The 20,099-nt window shown below is 71.2% G+C and carries 19 protein-coding genes; 10 read left to right on the top strand and 9 right to left on the bottom strand.

Annotated features, from left to right (window positions below; genetic code table 11):
* Positions 1-142: 142 nt before the first annotated feature.
* Positions 143-2,002 carry a tetracycline resistance ribosomal protection protein Otr(A) gene (gene otr(A) / locus OO70_RS15510; RefSeq protein WP_043670310.1) on the top strand — a complete coding sequence of 620 codons (1,860 nt, stop codon included), beginning with the start codon at positions 143-145 and terminating at the stop codon, positions 2,000-2,002.
* 7 nt (positions 2,003-2,009) lie between these two features.
* Here otr(A) and OO70_RS15515 read toward each other — a convergent pair whose 3' ends face one another.
* Positions 2,010-3,200: a cytochrome P450 gene (locus OO70_RS15515; protein ID WP_043670312.1), complete on the bottom strand. Its 1,191-nt coding sequence runs from the start codon at positions 3,198-3,200 to the stop codon at positions 2,010-2,012.
* Positions 3,201-3,344: 144 nt separating this feature from the next.
* Between OO70_RS15515 and OO70_RS15520 the strand changes: the two genes are divergently transcribed.
* From OO70_RS15520 to OO70_RS15530, 3 genes are all read left to right on the top strand, one after another.
* Positions 3,345-4,007, top strand: coding sequence for a DUF4230 domain-containing protein (locus OO70_RS15520; RefSeq protein WP_043670315.1), 663 nt, complete (start codon positions 3,345-3,347; stop codon positions 4,005-4,007).
* Between the two features lie 40 nt (positions 4,008-4,047).
* Positions 4,048-4,644, top strand: a complete 597-nt coding sequence (locus OO70_RS15525; protein WP_043670318.1) for a VanZ family protein — start codon at positions 4,048-4,050, stop codon at positions 4,642-4,644.
* 153 nt (positions 4,645-4,797) lie between these two features.
* Complete coding sequence (locus OO70_RS15530) at positions 4,798-6,039, top strand: glycoside hydrolase family 16 protein (RefSeq protein ID WP_043670321.1); 1,242 nt, start codon at positions 4,798-4,800, stop codon at positions 6,037-6,039.
* An 18-nt stretch (positions 6,040-6,057) separates the two neighbouring features.
* On the opposite strand, the gene OO70_RS15535 is transcribed toward OO70_RS15530, so the two are convergent.
* Positions 6,058-6,294, bottom strand: a complete 237-nt coding sequence (locus tag OO70_RS15535) for a hypothetical protein (RefSeq protein WP_043670324.1) — start codon at positions 6,292-6,294, stop codon at positions 6,058-6,060.
* 80 nt (positions 6,295-6,374) lie between these two features.
* Between OO70_RS15535 and OO70_RS15540 the strand changes: the two genes are divergently transcribed.
* Together OO70_RS15540 and OO70_RS15545 are read left to right on the top strand one after the other, a co-directional pair.
* Complete coding sequence (locus tag OO70_RS15540; RefSeq protein WP_043670327.1) at positions 6,375-7,397, top strand: PHP domain-containing protein; 1,023 nt, start codon at positions 6,375-6,377, stop codon at positions 7,395-7,397.
* Between the two features lie 296 nt (positions 7,398-7,693).
* The gene (locus tag OO70_RS15545) at positions 7,694-8,662 is read left to right on the top strand and encodes an SDR family NAD(P)-dependent oxidoreductase (RefSeq protein WP_043670332.1); all 969 of its coding nucleotides are present in this window, start codon (positions 7,694-7,696) and stop codon (positions 8,660-8,662) included.
* A 4-nt stretch (positions 8,663-8,666) separates the two neighbouring features.
* Here OO70_RS15545 and OO70_RS15550 read toward each other — a convergent pair whose 3' ends face one another.
* The 4 genes from OO70_RS15550 to OO70_RS15565 form a co-directional block, all read right to left on the bottom strand.
* A complete protein-coding gene (locus tag OO70_RS15550; protein ID WP_043672495.1) occupies positions 8,667-9,320 on the bottom strand; it encodes a M15 family metallopeptidase in 654 nt (217 codons plus the stop codon).
* A gap of 31 nt (positions 9,321-9,351) precedes the next feature.
* Positions 9,352-10,641, bottom strand: coding sequence for an ROK family transcriptional regulator (locus OO70_RS15555; RefSeq protein WP_043670335.1), 1,290 nt, complete (start codon positions 10,639-10,641; stop codon positions 9,352-9,354).
* A gap of 113 nt (positions 10,642-10,754) precedes the next feature.
* Positions 10,755-11,720, bottom strand: a complete 966-nt coding sequence (locus OO70_RS15560) for a phosphotransferase family protein (protein WP_043670338.1) — start codon at positions 11,718-11,720, stop codon at positions 10,755-10,757.
* Positions 11,721-11,744: 24 nt separating this feature from the next.
* Positions 11,745-14,909 (bottom strand): cytochrome P450, encoded by a 3,165-nt coding sequence (locus OO70_RS15565; RefSeq protein ID WP_043670341.1) that lies wholly within the window; start codon positions 14,907-14,909, stop codon positions 11,745-11,747.
* A 193-nt stretch (positions 14,910-15,102) separates the two neighbouring features.
* On the opposite strand from OO70_RS15565, the gene OO70_RS15570 reads away from it, so the two are divergent.
* Together OO70_RS15570 and OO70_RS15575 are read left to right on the top strand one after the other, a co-directional pair.
* On the top strand, positions 15,103-15,534 hold the full coding sequence (locus tag OO70_RS15570; protein ID WP_043670344.1) for a DUF6234 family protein: 432 nt from the start codon (positions 15,103-15,105) through the stop codon (positions 15,532-15,534).
* Positions 15,535-15,637: 103 nt separating this feature from the next.
* Complete coding sequence (locus OO70_RS15575) at positions 15,638-16,249, top strand: PAS domain S-box protein (RefSeq protein WP_407702813.1); 612 nt, start codon at positions 15,638-15,640, stop codon at positions 16,247-16,249.
* Here the strand turns inward: OO70_RS15575 and OO70_RS15580 are convergent.
* Positions 16,180-17,109, bottom strand: coding sequence for a DUF3626 domain-containing protein (locus OO70_RS15580; RefSeq protein WP_043670351.1), 930 nt, complete (start codon positions 17,107-17,109; stop codon positions 16,180-16,182). The genes OO70_RS15575 and OO70_RS15580 overlap by 70 nt on opposite strands.
* Before the next feature lie 90 nt (positions 17,110-17,199).
* Between OO70_RS15580 and OO70_RS15585 the strand changes: the two genes are divergently transcribed.
* Positions 17,200-17,694 carry an FBP domain-containing protein gene (locus OO70_RS15585; RefSeq protein ID WP_043670354.1) on the top strand — a complete coding sequence of 165 codons (495 nt, stop codon included), beginning with the start codon at positions 17,200-17,202 and terminating at the stop codon, positions 17,692-17,694.
* Between the two features lie 2 nt (positions 17,695-17,696).
* On the opposite strand, the gene OO70_RS15590 is transcribed toward OO70_RS15585, so the two are convergent.
* Entirely contained in the window at positions 17,697-18,698 is a 1,002-nt protein-coding gene (locus OO70_RS15590) for a quinone oxidoreductase family protein (RefSeq protein ID WP_043670357.1), read from the bottom strand.
* Between the two features lie 161 nt (positions 18,699-18,859).
* Here OO70_RS15590 and OO70_RS15595 point away from each other — a divergent pair, with 161 nt between their 5' ends.
* On the top strand, positions 18,860-19,426 hold the full coding sequence (locus tag OO70_RS15595; protein WP_043670361.1) for a CGNR zinc finger domain-containing protein: 567 nt from the start codon (positions 18,860-18,862) through the stop codon (positions 19,424-19,426).
* Positions 19,427-19,448: 22 nt separating this feature from the next.
* Here OO70_RS15595 and OO70_RS15600 read toward each other — a convergent pair whose 3' ends face one another.
* Positions 19,449-20,042, bottom strand: a complete 594-nt coding sequence (locus tag OO70_RS15600) for a TIGR03086 family metal-binding protein (protein ID WP_043670364.1) — start codon at positions 20,040-20,042, stop codon at positions 19,449-19,451.
* Positions 20,043-20,099: the final 57 nt, after the last annotated feature.

Consider the following 20,099-nt stretch of genomic DNA (forward strand, 5'->3'; position numbering starts at 1 on the left):
AACGGGTTGCGTACCGCCCACTCCCGCAGGCCATGATGACGGCGTCCGCACTCCCCCGCATGTCAGGAGCCCCAGATGCGCCGACTCCTCGGAATCCACCAGCTTCCCCACTGGACGACGGTTCTCGAGGACTCGACCACGCATGCACACCCTGAACATCGGAATTCTGGCCCACGTCGACGCCGGTAAGACCAGCCTCACCGAGCGGCTGCTGTTCGACCACGGCGCGATCGACCGGCTCGGCAGCGTCGACGCCGGTGACACCCGTACGGACGACGGCGCGATCGAGCGGCAGCGCGGGATCACGATCCGTTCGGCCGTCGCCGCGTTCACGTCCGGCGACACCCAGATCAACCTGATCGACACCCCCGGCCACTCGGACTTCATCGCGGAGGTCGAGCGCGCCCTGGAGGTGCTCGACGGCGCCGTCCTGCTGCTGTCCGCCGTGGAAGGCGTCCAGGCGCAGACCCGCGTCCTGATGCGAACCCTGCGACGGCTACGGCTGCCCACGCTCGTCTTCGTCAACAAGATCGACCGCGCGGGCGCCCGCGCCGAAGAGTTGCTCGCGGACATCCGACGCCGGCTGACCCCGCACGTCGTCCCGCTCACGGACGTGACGGGCCTCGGCACACCCGGCGCCCGCGTGCTGCCCCGCCCGCCCGGCGACCCGGAGCTGGCCGAGGCACTTGCCGACGTCGACCCGGCCATCCTCGCGGCAGTCGTCGACGGCCCGTCCCCGACCCCGGACGACCTGAGCAAGAGCCTCGCCGCCCGCACCGCCGAAGGCTCGATCCACCCCCTCCTCTTCGGTTCGGCCCTCGGCGGCCAGGGCGTCACCGAACTCGTCGACCACCTGATCCGGTTGATCCCGCCCTCGGTCACCGGCCCGGGCACACCGAGGGGCACAGTGTTCGCGGTGCGCCCCGGTCCCGGCCGCGAACGGACGGCGTATCTGCGGCTCTACGACGGTGAGGTGGCCCCGCAGCAGCGGCTCACGTTCCGCCGGCACGGGGCGGACGGACGGGCCGTCGAGATCTCCGGACGGGTCACGCGTCTCGAGGTGATCGGCCGACCGGGCCCGCTCACCGCCGGGAACATCGGGGCGCTGACCGGCCCGAAGGACATCCGGGTCGGCGACCGGCTCGGTGAACTCACCGAGCGGGCACCGCAGTTCGCGCCGCCGACCCTGGAGACCGTCGTACGGGCCCGGCGCCCCGAGCAGGCGGCGGCGCTGCGCTCGGCGCTGCTGACCCTGGCCGACCAGGACCCGCTGCTGCACGCGCGGCCGGCCGCCTCCGGGGCGACCGTGCTGCTCCTGTACGGCGAGGTACAGAAGGAGGTCATCGCGGCGACCCTCGTCCAGGACTTCGGCGTCGAGGCCGACTTCGAACCGAGCCGGGTGCGGTTCCTGGAACGCCCGGCCGGGACCGGCGAGGCCTGCGACGAGTTCCCGTGGCACGACCACACCCACTACTGGGCCACGATCGGGCTGCGCGTCGAACCGGGAGAGCGCGGCTCCGGCGGGGTCTTCGGCTACGAGACCGAACTCGGCGCCCTCCCCCGCGCGTTCCACCAGGCCATCGAGGACACGGTCCACGCGACGCTGCTCAGCGGACTGGAGGGCGCACCCGTCACGGACTACCGGGTAACCCTCACCCGCTCCGGGTACGCCGCCCCGATCAGCACGGCGGCCGACTTCCGCGGTCTCACCCCGATCGTGCTGCGTCGGGCGCTGCGGCTGGCGCGGACGCGACTCTACGAGCCGTACGTCGCGTTCGAGGCGGAGGTCCCGCTCGACGCGCTCGCGCCGGTGACCGCCCAACTCGCCTCCTGCCGCGCCGAGTTCGCGGGGGCGACGGGCGGTGTCGGCAGTTGGCTGATCACCGGCGAGCTGCCGGCCCGCCGGGTGCGCGAGGTGGAGCTGAGTCTGCGCGGGCTCACGCACGGTGAGGGGGTGTGGTGGTCGCGTCCGTCCGGTGACCGTGAACTGCGGTCGCACTAGCGGGTGTTCACCAGGACACGGGCAGCCGTAGCGGGCCGCGGGTCAGTTGTCCCTCCCGCCACTCGATGGTGTCCGGGGTGAACTCGGCGCGCAGCAGCGGGAATCGGGCGGTCAGGCGGTGCAGGCCCAGTTCGAGTTCCAGGCGGGCCAGCCAGGCGCCCAGACAGTGGTGGGGTCCCGCCCCGAAGATCACGCCGGGTACCGGCAGCGGGGCGGTCACGTCGGGCGGGCCCACGGGATAGACGTCGGGATCCCGGCTGGCGGAGTTGGTCTGGACGGCGACCACGCTGCCCGCCGGGATCGTCACCCCGCCGATCTCGACGTCCTCGACGGCCCGGCGGATCAGCCCGGGCAGCACGCGGCCCTCGCTGAGCGGCACGTGGCGCAGCAGTTGCTCGGCGGCGGTCGCGGCCGTCTCCTCGTTCTCGGCGAGGGCGGTCCGGGCCGCCTGTCCGTCGGTGAGGAGGTAGACGACGATGTTGCCGAGCGCGGTCATGGTGGTCTCGTGTCCGGCGACGACGAGTCCGCAGACCAGCGCCACCAGGTGCCGGTCCTCGATGCCGAGGCTGTCGCCCGCCGTCACCAGTGCGCTCACCAGGTCCTCGCCGGGGTTCCGGCGCCGTTCGTCGATCAGCCGGCCGGCGAACACCCCGAACTCGGTCATGGCGGCGATGACCTGCTCCGCCGTGTGCGCACCGCCGGACAGGGCGTGGTCGGCCCAGTTCCGGATGCGGTCGCGCTCCAGGTGGTCGAGCCCCATGAGCCGGCAGATCACCGAGACCGGCAGCGGACAGGTGAACCCCTCGACGATGTCGGCGGGTTGCGACTGCCGGGCGAAGTCGTCGAGGAGCGCGTCGACCACCGAGGCCACCCAGGGCCGCCACCGGGCGATCGCGCGGGGCGTGAACGCCCGCTGCACGGTGCCGCGCAGCCGTTGGTGCCCGGCACCGTCCTGGTTCAGCAGCCCGTCCGGGTTGTCGAGGATGTTCGGTACGACGAGGAGCGGCGGCGCGTCCTTCGCGTGCAGCGAACTCCGGTCGAAGCGGGGGTCCATGAGCACCCGCCGTACGTCGGCGTACCGGGTGACGAGCCACACCGGGGTACCCGTGGCCAGTGTCACGAGACGGGGCGGAGCGGACTCCGGATAGGTCACGAGATGCATGGGGAGAAGCGGCGGGGAAATGCTGTCTGCGGTCATCCGGGACTCCTGGCGGGCCGGAACAGTGACTTTTCACGCTAGTGCGCCCTCCACGCTCCCGTCAGCGGGTTCATTCGGCCAACAGGTCGGTCTGACAAGCGATTTGAGGGGCATGCGGATACAGAGGAAGGGAGGGCCGTCCCCATGACGACTTCCATCAGCCGTACGACCCGGCGCATGCCGGGCTGGGCGAAGGTGCTCACCGCCGTCGTCGTTGTGATCGCCGTGCTGTTCGCGGGGCTCCGACTGGCCGTGCTCCCGGGACTGCGGGACATCTTCGGCACCGAGACCCACGACCGTTCGGGTCCCGCTCTGCTCAAGTCCATTCAGGACATGAGCCGTTACGACGCGGCCGCCGGCAACTTCCAGGTCGTCGTGGACCTGGAGAAGGACGCCAAGTTCCTGCCCCAGGCGATCCGCGGCACCCGCACGCTGTACGTCGGCGCGGGCACCGTGGAGGGCTATGTCGACCTGGGCAAGCTCGGCAAGCAGGACGTGACGGTCAACAGCGACCGCACGTCGGCCAGTATCAAGCTGCCGCACGCGACGCTCGGCAAGCCCGCGCTGGACCCGGACCACTCCTACACGGTCTCCAAGCAGCGCGGTCTGCTGGACCGCCTGGGCGACATCTTCTCCGACAACCCCAACAGCGAGCAGGCCGTGCAGAAGCTCGCCTCCAAGCACATCGCCGAGGCGGCGAAGACCAGCGGCCTGACCACCCGCGCCGAGACGAACACCACCAACATGCTCAAGGGTCTCCTCGGCTCGCTCGGCTTCAAGAACGTGAACATCTCGTACAGCGCCTGACCGGACACTGATCAACCATGAATAACTGGAGGCCCACCGCATGGCCCGTACCGTCTCGCGCCTGCGCACCACCAAGAAGACGGAGCCCGATTCGAGGTCGACCCGCCCCGAGCGCGGACGCCATCGACTGTCCCTCCCTGTACGTCTGTTGGCGATGCTGATCGGCTTCGTCCTCATGGTGGCCTTCGCCGTCGTACTGGCCAAGCTCACGCTGGAGCCGTCCCCCGCGTCCAAGGCGCTCGTGCACACCAATCTGCACCCGGGCCGTTCCCTGAAGGCCTATCTCGACCAGCCGGCCATGCGGGACGCCATCAAGCAGATCGGCGGGAACGTGGTGCTCGGCATCCCGTTCGGGGTGCTGGTGCCCGTGTTCGCACCACGGGCACGCGGCATTCTGAAAGTGCTGCTACTGACGGCGACCGTCATGCTTCTGGTGGAGTTCGCGCAGGGCGCGCTGATCACCGGGCGGGCCTTCGACATCGACGACGTCATCCTCAACACCTCGGGCGCGCTGATCGGTTGGGTCCTGCTGGGGCGCCGGCTCGGCCGGGCGGTGCACGCGCGGAAGCCCGTCGCGAAGGCAGCAAGGACAACAAAGCCAGCGAAGGCGTCCAAAGCGCCGAAGGCCGCTTCGTAACGATCAACTACTGGCCCGTAACATTCAACTACTGGTCCGTACCAAGGTATTGACGCTCTCCTTATCTCACTCCTTAAATCAAGAGGCGACGCTTTCACCCCCCACCTCAGTCGGCGTGTCGGTCCCCACGTCCGCCGCACAGAAGGGAATGCCGTGGCCTCCCCACGACTCCTGCGCAGATGCCTCTTCGCCGCCCTGTCCGCCGCACTGGTCGCGTCCGCCGCGATCGGTCCGGCGCAGGCGGTCTCCTCGTCGGCCGCCCAGGCCGACGCCGTCACGTTCTCCGACACCTTCGACGGGACCGCCGGCAGTGCCGTCAACTCCTCGAAGTGGTCACTGGAGACCGGCGACAACGTCAACAACCACGAGCGCGAGTACTACACGTCCGGTACCAACAACGCGGCCCTGGACGGCCAGGGCCATCTGGTGATCACGGCCAAGAAGGAGAACCCGGCCAACTACCAGTGTTGGTACGGCACTTGTCAGTACACCTCGGCCCGGATGAACACCTCCGGGAAGTTCAGCGCGCAGTACGGGCATGTCGAGGCCCGGATGAAGATCCCGCGCGGGCAGGGCATGTGGCCCGCGTTCTGGATGCTCGGCACTGACATCGGTTCGGTCGGCTGGCCCAACTCGGGTGAGATCGACGTCATGGAGAACGTCGGCTACGAGCCCTCCACGATCCACGGCACCATCCACGGCCCCGGCTACTCCGGCTCGAACGGCATCGGCGCCGCCTACACGCTGGCGAACGGCGCGGCCTTCGCGGACGCCTTCCACACGTTCGCCGTCGACTGGGCGCCCAACTCGATCAAGTGGTCGGTCGACGGTGTCGTCTACCAGACCCGCACACCCGCCGACGTGGGCAGCAACACCTGGGCCTTCAACAAGCCGTTCTTCCTGATCCTCAACCTGGCGGTCGGCGGCGACTGGCCCGGCGACCCGAACAGCGCCACGGCCTTCCCGGCCCAGCTGGTGGTGGACTCGGTGTCGGTGACCACGAGCAACACGGCCACCGGGGTGGCGATCAAGGGTCTCGCCGGCAAGTGCGTCGACGTCAACGGTGCGAGCTCCGCCAACGGGACCGCCATCCAGCTCTACGACTGCAACGGCTCCGCCGCCCAGCAGTGGACGGTGGGCTCCGACGGCACGATCCGCGCGCTCGGCAAGTGCCTGGACGTGAACGCCGGCGGCACCGCGGACGGCACCAAGGTCCAGCTCTACGACTGCAACGGCTCCGCCGCCCAGCAGTGGGCCGTCAGCTCGGCGAACGACATCGTCAACCCGCAGGCCAACAAGTGCCTGGACGTGACCGGCAACAACTCCGCGAACGGCACGCCGCTGCAGATCTGGACCTGCTCGGGCGCCGCCAACCAGAAGTGGACGGTCGGCTGAGTCCACAGGCCGTAGGGACTAGTGCGGCAACCAGGTGAGCTTGTCCCCACCGACCCAGCGGACCACGTCCGGGTCGTCCAGGTCGCGGACCGTGATGCCGCACACGGCCGCGACCTCCAGGACATCGGTGATGCCTCGGGCCTCGCAGACCATTTCCCCGTCGATCTGCACGATGCGGAACGGCGGGGTACCGGGCTGCACCTTGAGCACCATGATCCGCGGGGTCGAGATGTGCGGGCTGGCGATTTCGGTCATGCAATAGAGCCTAGAACGCATCACGCGGTCGCGAGTGGTCCACGGTTTCCGTCCGGGGACCACTCGCGGGAGGAGGCTCGATGGATCCCGTGCAGGCACTGGACCGGATCGCCTTCCTGCTGGAACGCTCCCTGGCCCCGACCTACCGCGTACGCGCCTTCCGTACGGCGGCCAGGGTCCTGGCGGCACTCCCCGACGGCGAGATCGCCGAACGCGCCGCCGCCGGGACGCTGGAGTCCCTCAAGGGCATCGGCCCGAAGACCGCACAGGTGGCCCGCGAGGCCCTCTCCGGGCAGGTTCCCGCCTATCTGCAGCAACTGGAGGCCGAGGCCCCGATCCCGTCCAGCCCCGGCGGCAAGAAGCTGCGGGCGCTGCTGCGCGGCGACTGCCACCTCCACTCCGACTGGTCGGACGGCGGCAGCCCGATCGAGGAGATGGGCCGTACGGCGGCCCGGCTCGGCCATGAGTGGGCGGTGCTGACCGACCACTCGCCCCGGTTGACCGTGGCCCGCGGACTGTCCCCGGAGCGGCTGCGCGAGCAGCTGGACGTGGTGGCCGCGCTGAACGAGACCTGGGCGCCGTTCCGGCTGCTCACCGGCATCGAGTGCGACATCCTCGACGACGGCTCGCTGGACCAGGAACCGGAGCTGCTGGAGCGGCTCGACCTTGTCGTGGTCTCCGTGCACTCCAAGCTGCGCATGGAATCCCGCGCCATGACCCGCCGCATGGTGGCCGCCGTACGGAATCCGTACGCGGACGTCCTCGGGCACTGCACCGGGCGGCTGCTCATCGGGCGGGACGGAGGTGCCGCGCGGCCGGAGTCGGAGTTCGACGCGGACGAGGTGTTCGCCGCGTGTGCCGAGTCCGGGACGGCCGTGGAGATCAACAGCCGTCCGGAACGGCTCGACCCGCCGAGGCGGCTGCTGCGGAAGGCCGTCGACGCCGGGGTGCTGTTCTCGATCGACACGGACGCGCACGCGCCCGGTCAGCTCGACTGGCAGATCAACGGCTGTGCGCGGGCGGAGGAGTGCGGGGTGTCCGCCGAACGGGTGCTGACGACCTGGTCGGCGGAGAAGCTACTGGACTGGACCACTGGCAAGTGATGCACATCACCGCGTGCGGCGACCCGCCCAGGAACACTCACAGGTGGTTCCCCGTTGAACAGACCGTGGGTGCGGAGGGAACAGTGTCCCCGGGCCTCAACCTCCGCCCACAGGGAAGATCGTTCGGCTGAAGCCCTGTGGAGCCTTTCGCCGCGAGGCGACCGCCTTCCGTGCCCACCACTTGGCCGCCCCGGCCGTGATTCCCCCGTCGCGGTCGGGGCTTCTCCCTGTCCGGGTCCGCCCCCGGCTCTCCTCGGCTTGACTTGGAGCGCACTTCAATTCGTAGCGTTCCTGGTATGACCACTGCACAGCACAAGATCGGTTCGGGATTCGACGACAAGAGCACCGCCGACGACGTCCTGGACGGCCTCGACCTCGGCGGCAAGCTCGCGATCGTGACCGGTGGCTACTCCGGCCTCGGCCTGGAGGCCACCCGCGCGCTCACCAAGGCGGGCGCCCAGGTGATCGTCCCCGCCCGCCGCCCGGACGCCGCCCGGGAGGCCGTGGCCGGCCTGCCCGGCGTCGAGGTGGACGAGCTGGACCTCGCCGACCTGGAGAGCGTGCGCGGCTTCGCCGAGCGGTTCCTCGCCTCCGGCCGCACCGTCGACTACATGATCGACAACGCCGGGATCATGGCCTGCCCGGAGACCCGGGTCGGGCCCGGCTGGGAGGCGCAGTTCGCCACCAACCACCTCGGCCACTTCGCCCTCGTCAACCGCCTGTGGCCGGCCATCGAGCCGGGCGGCGCCCGCGTCGTCTCGGTGTCCTCGCGTGCCCACCACTTCTCCGGGATGCGCTGGGACGACGTCCAGTGGAACCGCGGCTACGACAAGTGGGAGGCATACGGCCAGGCGAAGACGGCGAACGTCCTGTTCGCCGTCCACCTCGACAAGCTCGCCGCCGACCGCGGTGTCCGCGCGTTCTCGCTCCACCCGGGCGGCATCATCACCCCGCTGCAGCGCCACCTTCCCAAGGAGGAGATGGTCGAGCGCGGCTGGATCGACGAGCAGGGCAACCCGCTCAACCCGGAGGGCTTCAAGACCCCGGAGCAGGGCGCGGCCACCGAGGTGTGGGCGGCGACCTCGCCCCAGCTGAACGGCATGGGCGGCGTCTATCTGGAGGACTGCGACATCGCCGAGCCCGCCCCTGCCGAGGCCGACGCCGACATGCGCGTCGGCGTCAAGTCCTGGGCGACCGACCCCGAGCAGGCGGCGCGACTGTGGGAGTTGTCGGCCGAGCTGACGGGTGTGAACGCGTTCGCGTGAGCCGCTACGAGAGTTCCCTGGGCCCGTACAGGGCGGCCGGCGCACCGGTCGCGAGGGCCCAGTAGCGGTCCCCGTACGACCAATGCCACCACTCCGTCGGGTAGTTGACCAGGCCTGCCGCGCCGAGTGCCTTGCCGAGCACGGCGCGGTGGGCCCTGGCCTCGGCGGTGATGTTGTCGGCGCCGGTGTAGCAGGCGCCGTCGCTCTGTTCCGGGTTGGCGTTCATCGGTGTGCCCAGGTCGAGTTCGCGCCCGTCGGCGTCGGCGAGGGTGAGGTCCACGGCCGCGCCGGCGGTGTGCGGGGCGATCTCGGGCGGGGACACATAGCGGCTGGCGGCGGACCGGATCCGGTCCGCGGACCAGTCGGGGTGGGCGGCGCGCAACTCGTCGCCGTAGCCCTCGAAGTAGCGGCGCTGGAGGGTCGGTGGCCGGTATCCCTCGACGAAGAGCAGCCGCAGGCCGTCCGGCAACAGGGCTTCCGCTTCGAGGAGCCGGTCCAACACGCCCTGGCGCAGGTGGAGTTCGGCGCCGCCGTCGGAGTCCTTGTTCTTGCGGTCGTCGACCAGCAGTACGCCGCTCACGTCGACGAGCCGCTCCCCGCACTCCTCCACGGGGATGGCGGCGACCCGGGCGTCGGACATCAGGATGATCTCACTCATGGGGTTGATCATCCCCCAACTGCCCGTCCCCTCAGTGCGGTGCCCTCTCCTCCAGTGCCGTGCGCCAGGCGGGCGGCGGGCCTTCCGGTTCGGGCTCGGCGCGACGGCCGCCGCGGGCGAAGAAGTCGGCGAGCGGGAGGATCGCGGCGCCGACGGTGACGGCATCGGGGCCGAGCAGGCCCAGGTCGATGGTCACGCGTCCTGCGGGGTGCCACAGCGCGTACGCGGTGGCGTGGTGGCGTACGGCGGGCAGGAAGCGGGAGCCGAGCTGGAGTCCGGCCCAGCCGCCGATGAGGATGCGCTCGGGCTGGAAGAGGTTGATCAGGTCGGACAGGCCCGCGCCGAGGTATTCGGCGGTCTCCTCCAGGACGGCGAGCGCGACGGGGTCGGCCTCGGTGCCCTCGGGCGGGTAGGCGGCGACCAGCAGCGCGGTCATCGCGGTCTCCTCGTCGGTGCCCTCGGGCGGACGGCCGCCCTCCTCGCGCCAGCGGTCGAGCAGCGACTCGGCGCCCGCGTACGCCTCCAGGCAGCCGAGGGCTCCGCAGCGGCAGCGGCGCCCCCTGACCCGTACGGTCAGATGCCCCCATTCGACGGCCCGCCCGTTCTCGACTTCCGGGGTGACGAGGCAGGCGCCGACGCCGGAGCCGAAGAGGACGACGATCGCGTTGCGCGCCCCACGACCGCCCCCGAACCACATCTCGGCCTGGCCGAGGGTCTTGGCGCCGTTGTCGATGAAGTACGGGACGGCATCGGGGAGTTGGGAGGTGGAGCGGAGCAGCTCCTCGAGGGGAACCGCGTCCCAGCCGATCGTCTGGCCGTGCACGACGGCACCATGGTCCGGGGTGTGCTCGACTATGCCGGGCACACCGATGCCGACGCCGAGGAGCTGTTCCGGGGCGATGTCGGCGGTGGCGAGAACCTCGGCTATACCTTCGCGGATGTGGCCGACGATGACCTCGACCTCGTAGCGCTGCTGCTCCAACGGGCGTTCGGCGCGGGCGAGTTCGGTGAGGGTGAGGTCGAACAGCTCGACGCGGACGCGGGTCTCGCCGACGTCGACGCCGATCATGTGGCCGCTGTGCGGGGCGACTCGGAGCAGGGTGCGGGGGCGGCCGCCGTCGGAGTCGACGCTGCCGGCCTCCTCGACCAGGCCGTCGGCGACGAGGTCCGCGACGACGTTGCTCACCGAGCCGGAGCTGAGCCCGGTGGCCGGGCCGAGTTCGAAGCGGCTGAGAGGTCCGTCGAAGTACAGCCGTTGCAGCACGGCCGTGCGGTTGGCCCGCCTGAGGTCGCGTACCGTGCGCCCGTTCCGCCCCGCCATGTGGCTCCCTCCGAACCCTGCCCGACCTGCAAGATACTCCTGCGGTCCCGCCGGGCGCGACTTTCCCCTCCCTCTTAATTCACGGTCTGAACTAAGGGGCGGTGGAGTGCACACTACGGGGTGGAGGCCGTCTCGTCGATCTCTCCCAGGGCGGCGAGCAGTTCGGGGCCGACCTTCTCCCGGCGCCAACGGTTCTCTTCCGCGCCGAACTCCCTGGGAACCGCTTCGGCGAGCATGATCAGGTAGAGATAGCTGCGGTACAGGGCATACCGGAGGCGGGCCGACCGGTCGAACTCGGCTCGCCCGCCCGCCTCGTGATAGCCCGCGAGGAACGAATCGTCCTTCCTGATGTCTCCGAGCAGCGCCAGGGAGACGAAGTCGGCGAGGGGGTCGCCCCAGAACATGCGCTCACCGTCGATGAGCCCGCCGATGCGGGGCGTTCCGGTCGTGCGGTCGACCAGGATGTTGCCCTGCCACAGGTCGAAGTGGACGGCGCTGGGGACGGTGACCTCGTCCAGGGCGTCGTAGGCGGCGCGGGCCGTACGGGCGATGTCGTCGGCGGGGAGTGGCAGCCAGGCCCCGTAGCGGCGGGCGTCGTCGAGGACGGCGTCGTACAGCGTGGTGAACGCGGTGCGCCAGTCGGGGGCGAGCAGGCCGAGGGCGCCGGAGGGGTAGCCGAAGCCGGGGCCGGTGATCTCGTGCAGGCGGGCGAGTTGGCGGCCCAACTCCGTGCGCAGGGCGGTCACTTCGGTGTCCGTGAGGGAGTCGTCCCAGGGTTCGCCCGGGCAGAGCGTCATCAGGAGGGTGTCGCCGTCCAGGACCACGACGCGCGGCGCCGCCACCCCGGCCTTGGCGGCGGCGCCGTAGAAGTCGGCCTCGGAGATGAGGAGTTGGCGCTCGTGTGCGAGGCCGGGGGCGGTGGGCGCGGTCTTCAGGACGTAGCGGGTGCCGTCGCTGAGGGTGAGTTCCTCGACGGTGTTGTAGGTGCCGCCGCCCAGGGGGCGGAGGTGGGCGAGGTCGCCGGGCGGGATGCCCGCCGCGCCGAGTACCTGTCGGGCTCGCTCCGAGGAGTCCGTCACCGTGCGCCCACCTCTCCCTTTCGGTCAGCCGGCGGCGTACACGTCCTCGACGTAACGCCCGTCCGCCATCAGTGCGTTGAGCCACCGCTCGGCGGCCGTGGCGTCGGCGCCGGGCGTGCGGTCCCGGTACAGGGTACGGAACGCCTCGCGCACGCCCGGTGCCATCCGTGAGCCGTCGCCGCAGACGTACACCCGGGCGCCCGAGTCCAGCAGGGCCCACACCTCGTCGGCCTCGGCGGCGACGCGGTGCTGGACGAAGGTCACTCCGCCCTCCGGGGCCGCGCTGAAGGCGGGTCGGAGCGAGACGGCTCCTGCGTTCTCGGCGGCGCGGAGTTCGTCGGCGTGCAGGTAGTCGGCGTCGGGGGCGTCGCAGCCGAAGTAGCAGAGGGCCGGGGCGAGTTCGGCGCCGGCGGCGAGGGCGGCCGTTCGGTCGGCGATGGTTCCGCGGAAGGGGGCGAGACCGGTACCGGCCGCGATCATCACGACCGGGGTGGAGTCGTCGATCCGGAAGACCTCGCGGCACGGCTGGACGCGGGCGTACAGCCTGTCGCTCGGGGCGAGGGTGGCGAGGTGGCCGGAACCGGTCCCCCGGTAGACGCCCTTGCCCGAGCGGGCCGGGGCCTCCAGCAGGGAGACCATCAGGTCCGCGTGGCCGGGGTCGACGGCGGGTGAGGACGAGATCGAGTAGTGCCGGGGGCGCAGCGGGGTGAGCAGGTCGAGGAGCGTGGGCCAGTCCAGGGCGCCGCGCAGGGCCGGGTGGTCCTCGACGAGTTCGACGAAGGTGCGCGGGTCGTCGGTGAGGGCGGCCAGGGCGGTGCGCTCGGGCGGGCAGGGGTTGGCGGCGGCGAGCGCGACCAGTTGGCCGGCGGTCGGGCGGTCCTGCAACTCGACGTAGTGGGTGAGCAGTTGGCGTACGGTCACAGGACGGTCGACGGCGAGACCGTCGCGGCGGGGGCGGGCCGGGCGGATGTCGAGGACCGTGTCGAGGTCCACGCCGAGGGCGGTGGCGGCGCGTTCCACGAGAGCCGGGGCGTTCGCGGGCAGCACGGTGAGGTGGTCGGCCGTGCGGTAACCGGTCCCATCCGGCAGGGCGACGCGGACGAAGCGCTTGCGGCGCGGGTGTCCGGGCGCGGTGAGGTCGTACGCCTCGGTGACGGTCATGGGGACGAGGCCGTGCCGTTCAGCGAGGGCGTCCAGGTGACCGCCGGTCAGGGTGCGGACCTCGTAGGCGGTGGCCGGCTCGACGGGTTCGGCGTCCGTGGCGTCGGGATCGCCGTACGTCTCCAACAGCGCCGTGCGCAGCCGGATCGTGAACTCCCTTACCGCGCCCGTGAGATCGCCGGAGGCGTCGGCGGCGGCGCGGTCGGTCAGGCGGGTGGCACCGAGTTCGGCGAGGCGGGCGTCGACGCGGGTCGGCATGTGCTGATAGGTGGCGGCCCAGTTGCGGTCGCCGACGCCGAGGACGGCGTACGTCACGCCGTCGAGGTCGTGTGCCTCCTCCAGCCAGGCGGCGAAGGCGAGGGCGTCGTCGGTGGGACGGCCGTTGTAGGAGGCGGCGGTGATGACGACGGGTCGGTCGGTGGGCAGTCCGTCGGCGTACGCGTCCAGCGGCGCCACTTCCACCGAGCACCCCAACACACCTGCCTCATCGGCAAGTTGGGCGGCGAACTCGCGGCAGGTGCCGTAATTGCTGCCGTGCAGGAAGAGGGCGTGGGTGCCGGGGCGGACGCGGGCGGGCAGGGTGGCCGTGTCGGCCGTAGGAGTCGCGGTGGCCTCCACGGCGCCCGGCAGCGGACTGTGCACACGGTCGGCGGGGGTGCGCGGGGTGACGGTGAGCGTGAAGCCGTCGGGCTTGAGGGTGAGGGTCTCCTTCACCGTGAGTTGGTAGTCCGCGTGGTCGTGGAGCCGGTAGCGGTGGACGAGCATCGCGAGCAGCATGGTCGCCTCGTGCAGCGCGAACTGCCGTCCGATACAGGCGCGTTCACCGGTGCCGAACGGCTTGAAGGCGTGCACGGAGCGCGCGGCTTCCGCCTCCGGGGTGAAGCGCGAGGGGTCGAACAGCTCGGGGTTGTCGCCCCAGCCGGGCTGCCGGTGCAGCATCGGGGCGACCACGGTGACGGCCTGCCCGGCGCTGAGCGGGATGCGTCCGCCGAGCAGGGTGTCCTCCAGCGCGTGCCGGCTGAACGCGGCGGCGGTGGGCCACAGTCGTAGCGCCTCGTTGAGTACTTGGCGCGTGTAGGTGAGCCGGCCGACCTCGTCGTACGTCGGCTCCGGGTCCGCCGTGTCGCCCCACAGCAAGTCCACCTCGCGCTGGACGAGTTGGAGCACCGCCGGGTGCTTGGCCAGGTAGTACAGCGCGAACGACATGGCGCCGGAGGTCGTCTCGTGGCCGGCGATCAGGAAGGTGATCACCTGGTTGCGGATATTGGCGGTGTCGAGGGTCGTGCCGTCGGCCGGGTGCTCGGCGCTGAGCATGAGCCCGAGGAGGTCCCCGGTGTCGGTCTGGTCGGTACCGGTGCGGGTGGCGATGACGTCGTCGACGACCTGGGCGAGGTGGTCGGCGTCGGCCCGGAACGCCGCGTCGGCCGCCGAATGGTCCTGGCCCGGCACGCGGGCCAGCCGGGTCATGCTCCACTCCAGGCAGCGGACCATGGACTCGACGAAGGGGTGCGGCTCGGCCCGCTCGAACGACCCGAAGTCGTAGTCGAATCCGGCGAGTCCGATGGTGTCGAGGGTCATCCGGGTCATGTCGTCGGGCACGTTGACGGCCTGCCCGTCGCGGGCGCCGCGGTCCCAGGCCTCGATGAGCCTGCGGGCCACCTTCAGCATCACGGGGTGGTAGGTGCGCATCGAGCCGAGCGCGAAGGCGGGCATCAGAATGTCGTGCGCCTTGGCCCAGTTGGGCTCGTCGTTGTACGCCGTGAAGAGTCCGTCGGCGGCGAAGGCCCGCACGTTCTCCAGGGCGGGCCCGACGTGCTTGGCGAACCGCCGCTCGTCGGCGAGGTCGGTCACCAGGTCCAGATCACTGACGAACAGCGTGTCCCGCCCGTGCAACCGCCGCACGAACACCGGTCCGTGACGACGCATCAGATCCATGATCTGCTGCATCGGGGTGCGACCGGGACCGATCGCGGTGATGTCGACGACAGGAACGTCGGGGAGAGTGGGGTGCGGCGCGGTGGGGGGCATGGCGCGACAACTGCCTTTCGCGGTACGGAAGTACTGCGTTCCAGCGTGCTCGCCCCACCCCGGCGGCCCGCGCCGCGCGACTACACGATCGTGTAGTGAAAAGCACCGATGGCGTCTTGCGCCGAGAACTCCGTCCGGCTAATGAGTGCGCGTACTCATGCGCACCTCGTGACCGGTCCGGCAGGGTGTGGTCATGACGGACGCGTTTCCCGAACATCCGCCTCTGCGCCGCGGACGGCCATGGTCCAGCAGGACGTCCCGCGGCGCGGACATCGTCGTCGCCGTCTTCCTGTTCATCGGCGAGGCCGCCGTCTACATGGGGATGACGTTCACCTACGGCCTGGAGGGATGGGCCGCACAGGGGGGCCCGGCCGGGCTCGACGCGGCGAGGCTCGCGGACATCGCCTGGATGGAAGGCTTCCTCTGCGTCCTGCTCGCCTTCGCCGCGCTCGCGCTGCTGTCCCGCGCGCCCTGGACGGTGGTGTCGCAGCTCGTCGTCGCCGGCATCGTCGCCGTGCTGCTCGTGAGCGCACAGCACGACTACGACCGCGCTCATCCCGCCCCCGCGCCCACGCCGCGCGCCGGCTACTCGCCCTGTTACAGCGGCAGCGGGACCTGCGACTGAACCGCCCCGTCCCGGCCGTTTCGCTCTGATCACCTCGCGTGGTTGTGTAGGGCCGGTGGACTGGGACCGTCGGGAGGGCGTGGTGTGGCGCAACCGTGCCCTGATGCTCTTCGACCGGGTGTCGGTGCCGGTCGCGGTGTGTGATGTGTACGGCTCGGTGCAGGTCGCCAATCCCGCGATGGCGGCGGAGTGCGGTACGACACCGGGGCGGCTGCGCGGCCAGGACGTGCTCGACCTGTTCCAGCCGCAGGAGTCGATACAGGTGGAGCGGATCGCGCAGGCACTGCGACTGCGGCACCGGTCGCGGTACCAGGTGTCGGTGCGGTGGCGGGCCCCGGACGGCGCCGAGCGGTACGGGGAGCTGACGGCCGACCCGGTCAGCGACACCGTGGAGGACACACCGGCGCTGCTGGTCATGCTGCGCGTACAGGGCGAGGGCGAGCCCCGCGGCGACAGGCCGGGCGAGGACACCCCCGCGCAGGTCACACCGATCGAGGCCCGCATCCTGGCCCTGCTCGCCGGCGGCGCCACCACCGCCCACGCGGCCCGCGAGACCGGCCTCTCGACGGACGGCGTGACCTATCACCTACGGCGCCTCTCGGCCCGGTGGAACGCGGCGAACCGTACGGAACTGGTGGCCCGCGCCTACGCAGTTGGAGTGCTCGCTCCCGGGGTGTGGCCGCCGACACCTGCCCCGGTCGCCGACTCGATGTAGGCCGTCCCTGCTCCCTCCGGCGCCCCGAAGCGGGCGAGCGTGTGCCACACCATCTTCAGGTCCTGGAGTTCGTAGCGGCCGGTGCGGGCCGCGTCGCCGATGCCCCTCGGGTCGACGACACCGCGCTCGGCGATCCGGGCGCCGAGGTCGGCGAACTCCTCGCCCCGGTAGTCCGCGTGCCGCCGCAGCTCCGTCACGGTGAGCCGGTAGCCGGGGTGCCACTCAACGGGGAAGGGCAGGCGTCGGGCGGCGGTCTCGACGGGGGTGCCGCGGTAGCTCGCGTCCAGGACGAGGGCCTCCACGTCCCGGGCGAGGACGACTCCGCCGTGCACCTGTGTCTCGATGTAGTCGTTCAGGGCGTCCTGTTCGTCGGCCTCGGCGAGGGCGATGAGGGACATGCCGGCGGCGACGCCGAAGTCGGTCGGTTCGGCCGCGCTGTCGGGGTAGCAGAAGGTGGCACGGGCCAGCGTCCCGGCGCCGAGCCGGAGATGCGAGGAGCCGAACCGCGGGGCCGCGCCGACCACTTGGCGTCGGAAGTCCAACGCGCCGTACACCGGTCGCTCGGCCGCGGGCGCGTCGTCGTAGGCACCCGCGAAGATCCGGCTCTCCCAGCGCCAGCGGTCGCCGCCGGGGTGGGCGGTGAGGCCGCCGTTGCTGGTGCCGGTGACGAACTGCGAGTGGTACGTCCCGTCCTCAGCCAGCGCGTCGAGGATCGGGCGACCGGCCGCCGTACGGTCGGGGTGGAAGTTCAGCGTGATGCGCAGCCCTGGATCGATGGCCGGGCCCGAGGAGCGTTCCGCCACAAGTCGCAACGCCCGTGCCTGGCGCGTCCCGAAGCTCCCGACGCCTCCGAAATCCATTGGCTCCCCAGCCGCTCGCCTTACTACCCTGGATCAAAACCTAGACCCCCTAGGTTCAGGAAACAGGCATCGCCCCAGGAGTCCCCTCCCATGAGATCACTCACCGAGCACGACATCCGCAACTCATTTGTGAACTGCTCGAAGGGCGAGGCCAAGCGGCTGGCGATCCCCCGCGATCTCGACACCCGCCCCTGGGACGACCTGGACTTCCTGGGCTGGCGCGATCCCGGGGCGCCCGACCGCAGCTATCTGGTCACCGAGCGGGCGGACGGGCTGGTCGGGGTCACGCTGCGGTTTCCGTCCGCCCAGCGCGGCTTTCTGCATCGCAGCATGTGTTCGCTGTGTGTGACGACCCGCCCTGGCGGCGGCGTCTCCCTGATGACCGCGCGCAAGGCAGGACCGGCGGGTCGCGACGGCAACTCGGTCGGCCTGTACATGTGCACCGACCTCGCCTGCTCCCTCTACGTGCGCGGCAGGAAGATCCCCGAGTCGGGCATCCGTATCGAGGAGAGCCTGACCGTGGAGCAGCAGATCGACCGGACGGTGGGCAACCTGACCTCGTTCCTCGACAAGCTGTACGTCTGACGTCAGTTCCCCGGCACCGCGATCACGATCTTGCCCCGGTTGTCGCGGCGCTCCAGCCGCTCATGGGCGGCGCGCGCCTCGGCGAGGGGTACGACGGTCTCGATCGGCACGCGGTACGTGCCCGCGGCGACCCGCTCGGCGAGTTCCCGCAGGTCGGGGCGGGGGTCGTAACCGCCGTGGACCTGGAGGTTGGTGAGCTGGAAGCCGAGGATCGACGCGTTCTTCGGGTAGAAGTCGCGGGTGTCCACGGTGCTGGGCTCCAGGGCGACGTTGGCGAGGGCGACGACCCGGCCGCCGTGGGCGATCTCGCGCAGGCTGCGTCCGAAGGCCCGGCCGCCGACGGTGTCGAGGACGACGTCCGCACCCTTGCCGTCGGTGAGCCGCAACACCTCGTCGACCTCCGCGTCGTCCGGGTGCGCCGAGGTGTCGAGGGTGGCGTGGGCGCCGAACTCCCCTGCCCAGGCGGCCTTTTCGGGTGATCCGGCGAGGGCGATGACCCGGGCGCCGGTCTCGGCGGCGATCTGTACGGCCGCGGTGCCGACCCCGCTCGCGGCGGCCTTCACGACGACGGTGTCCTCCTTGGTGACCCGGGCGAGGTGCCGCAGGCAGTACCAGGCCGACAGCCAGGCGACGGGCAGCGCGGCGGCGTCCGCGAGGTCGATCCCGTCGGGCAGGGCGGTGACCTGGGTGGCGGGGACGGCCGCCAACTCGACGTAGAAACCTGGTGAGTTCACGCCGTCAAGGGCCACAACCCGTTGCCCGACCGTGAATCCGGTGACGCCCTCCCCCAGCGCGGCGACGATACCGGCGCCTTCCACTCCCGGGATCAGCGGCGGCTTGCCGGCCCGGTGGTAGTTGCCGGACCTGATCAGGGCGTCCGCGCGGTTCACCCCGGCAGCCGCGACCCGCACCAGCACCTGTCCGGGACCCGCGACCGGGTCGGGCACCTCGACCGGCACCAGCACCTCGGGCCCGCCGAACTCGTCGATCCGCACTGCGCGCATACCGTACCCACTCCCTGTCGCGGCCACCGAATCCGGCCGACACCTGTTGAACTGGTGTCACCATGCGACACCCGATGAACCGGTGTCAAGGGTCGCCGGTCGAAGTCGGCCACCCTCACGTACACCGCATGAACCGGTGTACGCGAGGTAAGCTCGCTGCCATGACCGTCCCGCTGTCCTTTCCGTTCATCGGCGGACGCCCGTGCCTGAACTTCGCGGCGACCCTCGGCAAACGGCACGGCACCCCCGTCGAGCGGCTCCCCGATCCGGCGGCCCTGGCCACCTGGATCACGGAGGCGGAGCTGTCGGCGGGTACCGAGTCGGTGCGGGTCACTGCCCGCGAACTGACGGACGCCCGCACCCTGCGCGAGGCGCTCTACCGTGTCGTACGGGAGGCGATGGCCGGGCGGGAACCGGCGGCAGCCGACGTCGAGCGGGTCAACGAGGCCGCCGCGCGCCCGGATCTCGCCCCCCAACTGGGCGAACAGCGCTGGAAGTCGGCGCATCCGGCGCGCGCGGCGCTGGCGACGGTGGCCCGGGATGCCGTTCTACTGGTGGGCAGTCCGCTGCTGGAGCGGGTCAAGGAGTGCGAGAACCCGGAGTGTTCGCTGCTGTTCCTGGACGACTCCCAGGCCCGGCGCCGCCGTTGGTGCTCGATGGACCGCTGCGGCAATCTCGCGAAGATCGCGGGCTATCGGTCGCGCAGCCGGGCGGCATCCACGTCATAGAGACAGAGCCCCGGGTGTTCCCTCAGGGCGCGGCGGGCGTCCAGTGCGGGTCGCGGCCGAGGAAGGCGAGGAGTGCCTCGGCCCGGTCGTAGTCGTCCGTCACCTCGAGCGCCGGCGCGAACACCCGGTACGAGTCCCGGAGTTGATCGACGAGCCGGTCCGCGGCCGGCCAGATCCCCTCGGCCAGGTCCGCCTCCAGTGGCCGGTTCTGGCCGGTGGCCGCCGCGATGTCCCAGGCGTGCACGGCCGCGTCCATGGCGGCCGTCGCCGCGGCGAACGGGAGGGGCATCGGACCCAGCGGCGTCGGCACCTGGTCGGCGTCGGCGGGCAGTTGGGCGTAGCCGTCGGCCACCGCGCGGAGCACCTTGTCGAGTTCGGCGACGGGGTCCCCGGCCAGGGTGTCCACGGGGTGGAAGGGGTCGGAGTCGGGGCGGTCGCCGGTGAGGACGAGGCCGTAGGCCTGCTGGTCGATGCGCGCGTGGTTGAGGACCTGGCGTACCGTCCACTCGGAGCACGGCGTGGGCGCGGTCCAGGCCGTCCCGGGCACGGCGGCGACCACCTCGCGCAGATAGTCGTGCGAGCGGACCAGCACCTCGATGGCCTGGTTGTTCGTCATGAAAGTCCCCTCCCGTTCGTTCCGTCCGGTGAGGACAATCTAGGAGGCCTTGCGGAC

It is taken from the genome of Streptomyces xylophagus, assembly GCF_000716435.1.
GTDB classification, from domain to species: domain Bacteria; phylum Actinomycetota; class Actinomycetes; order Streptomycetales; family Streptomycetaceae; genus Streptomyces; species Streptomyces xylophagus.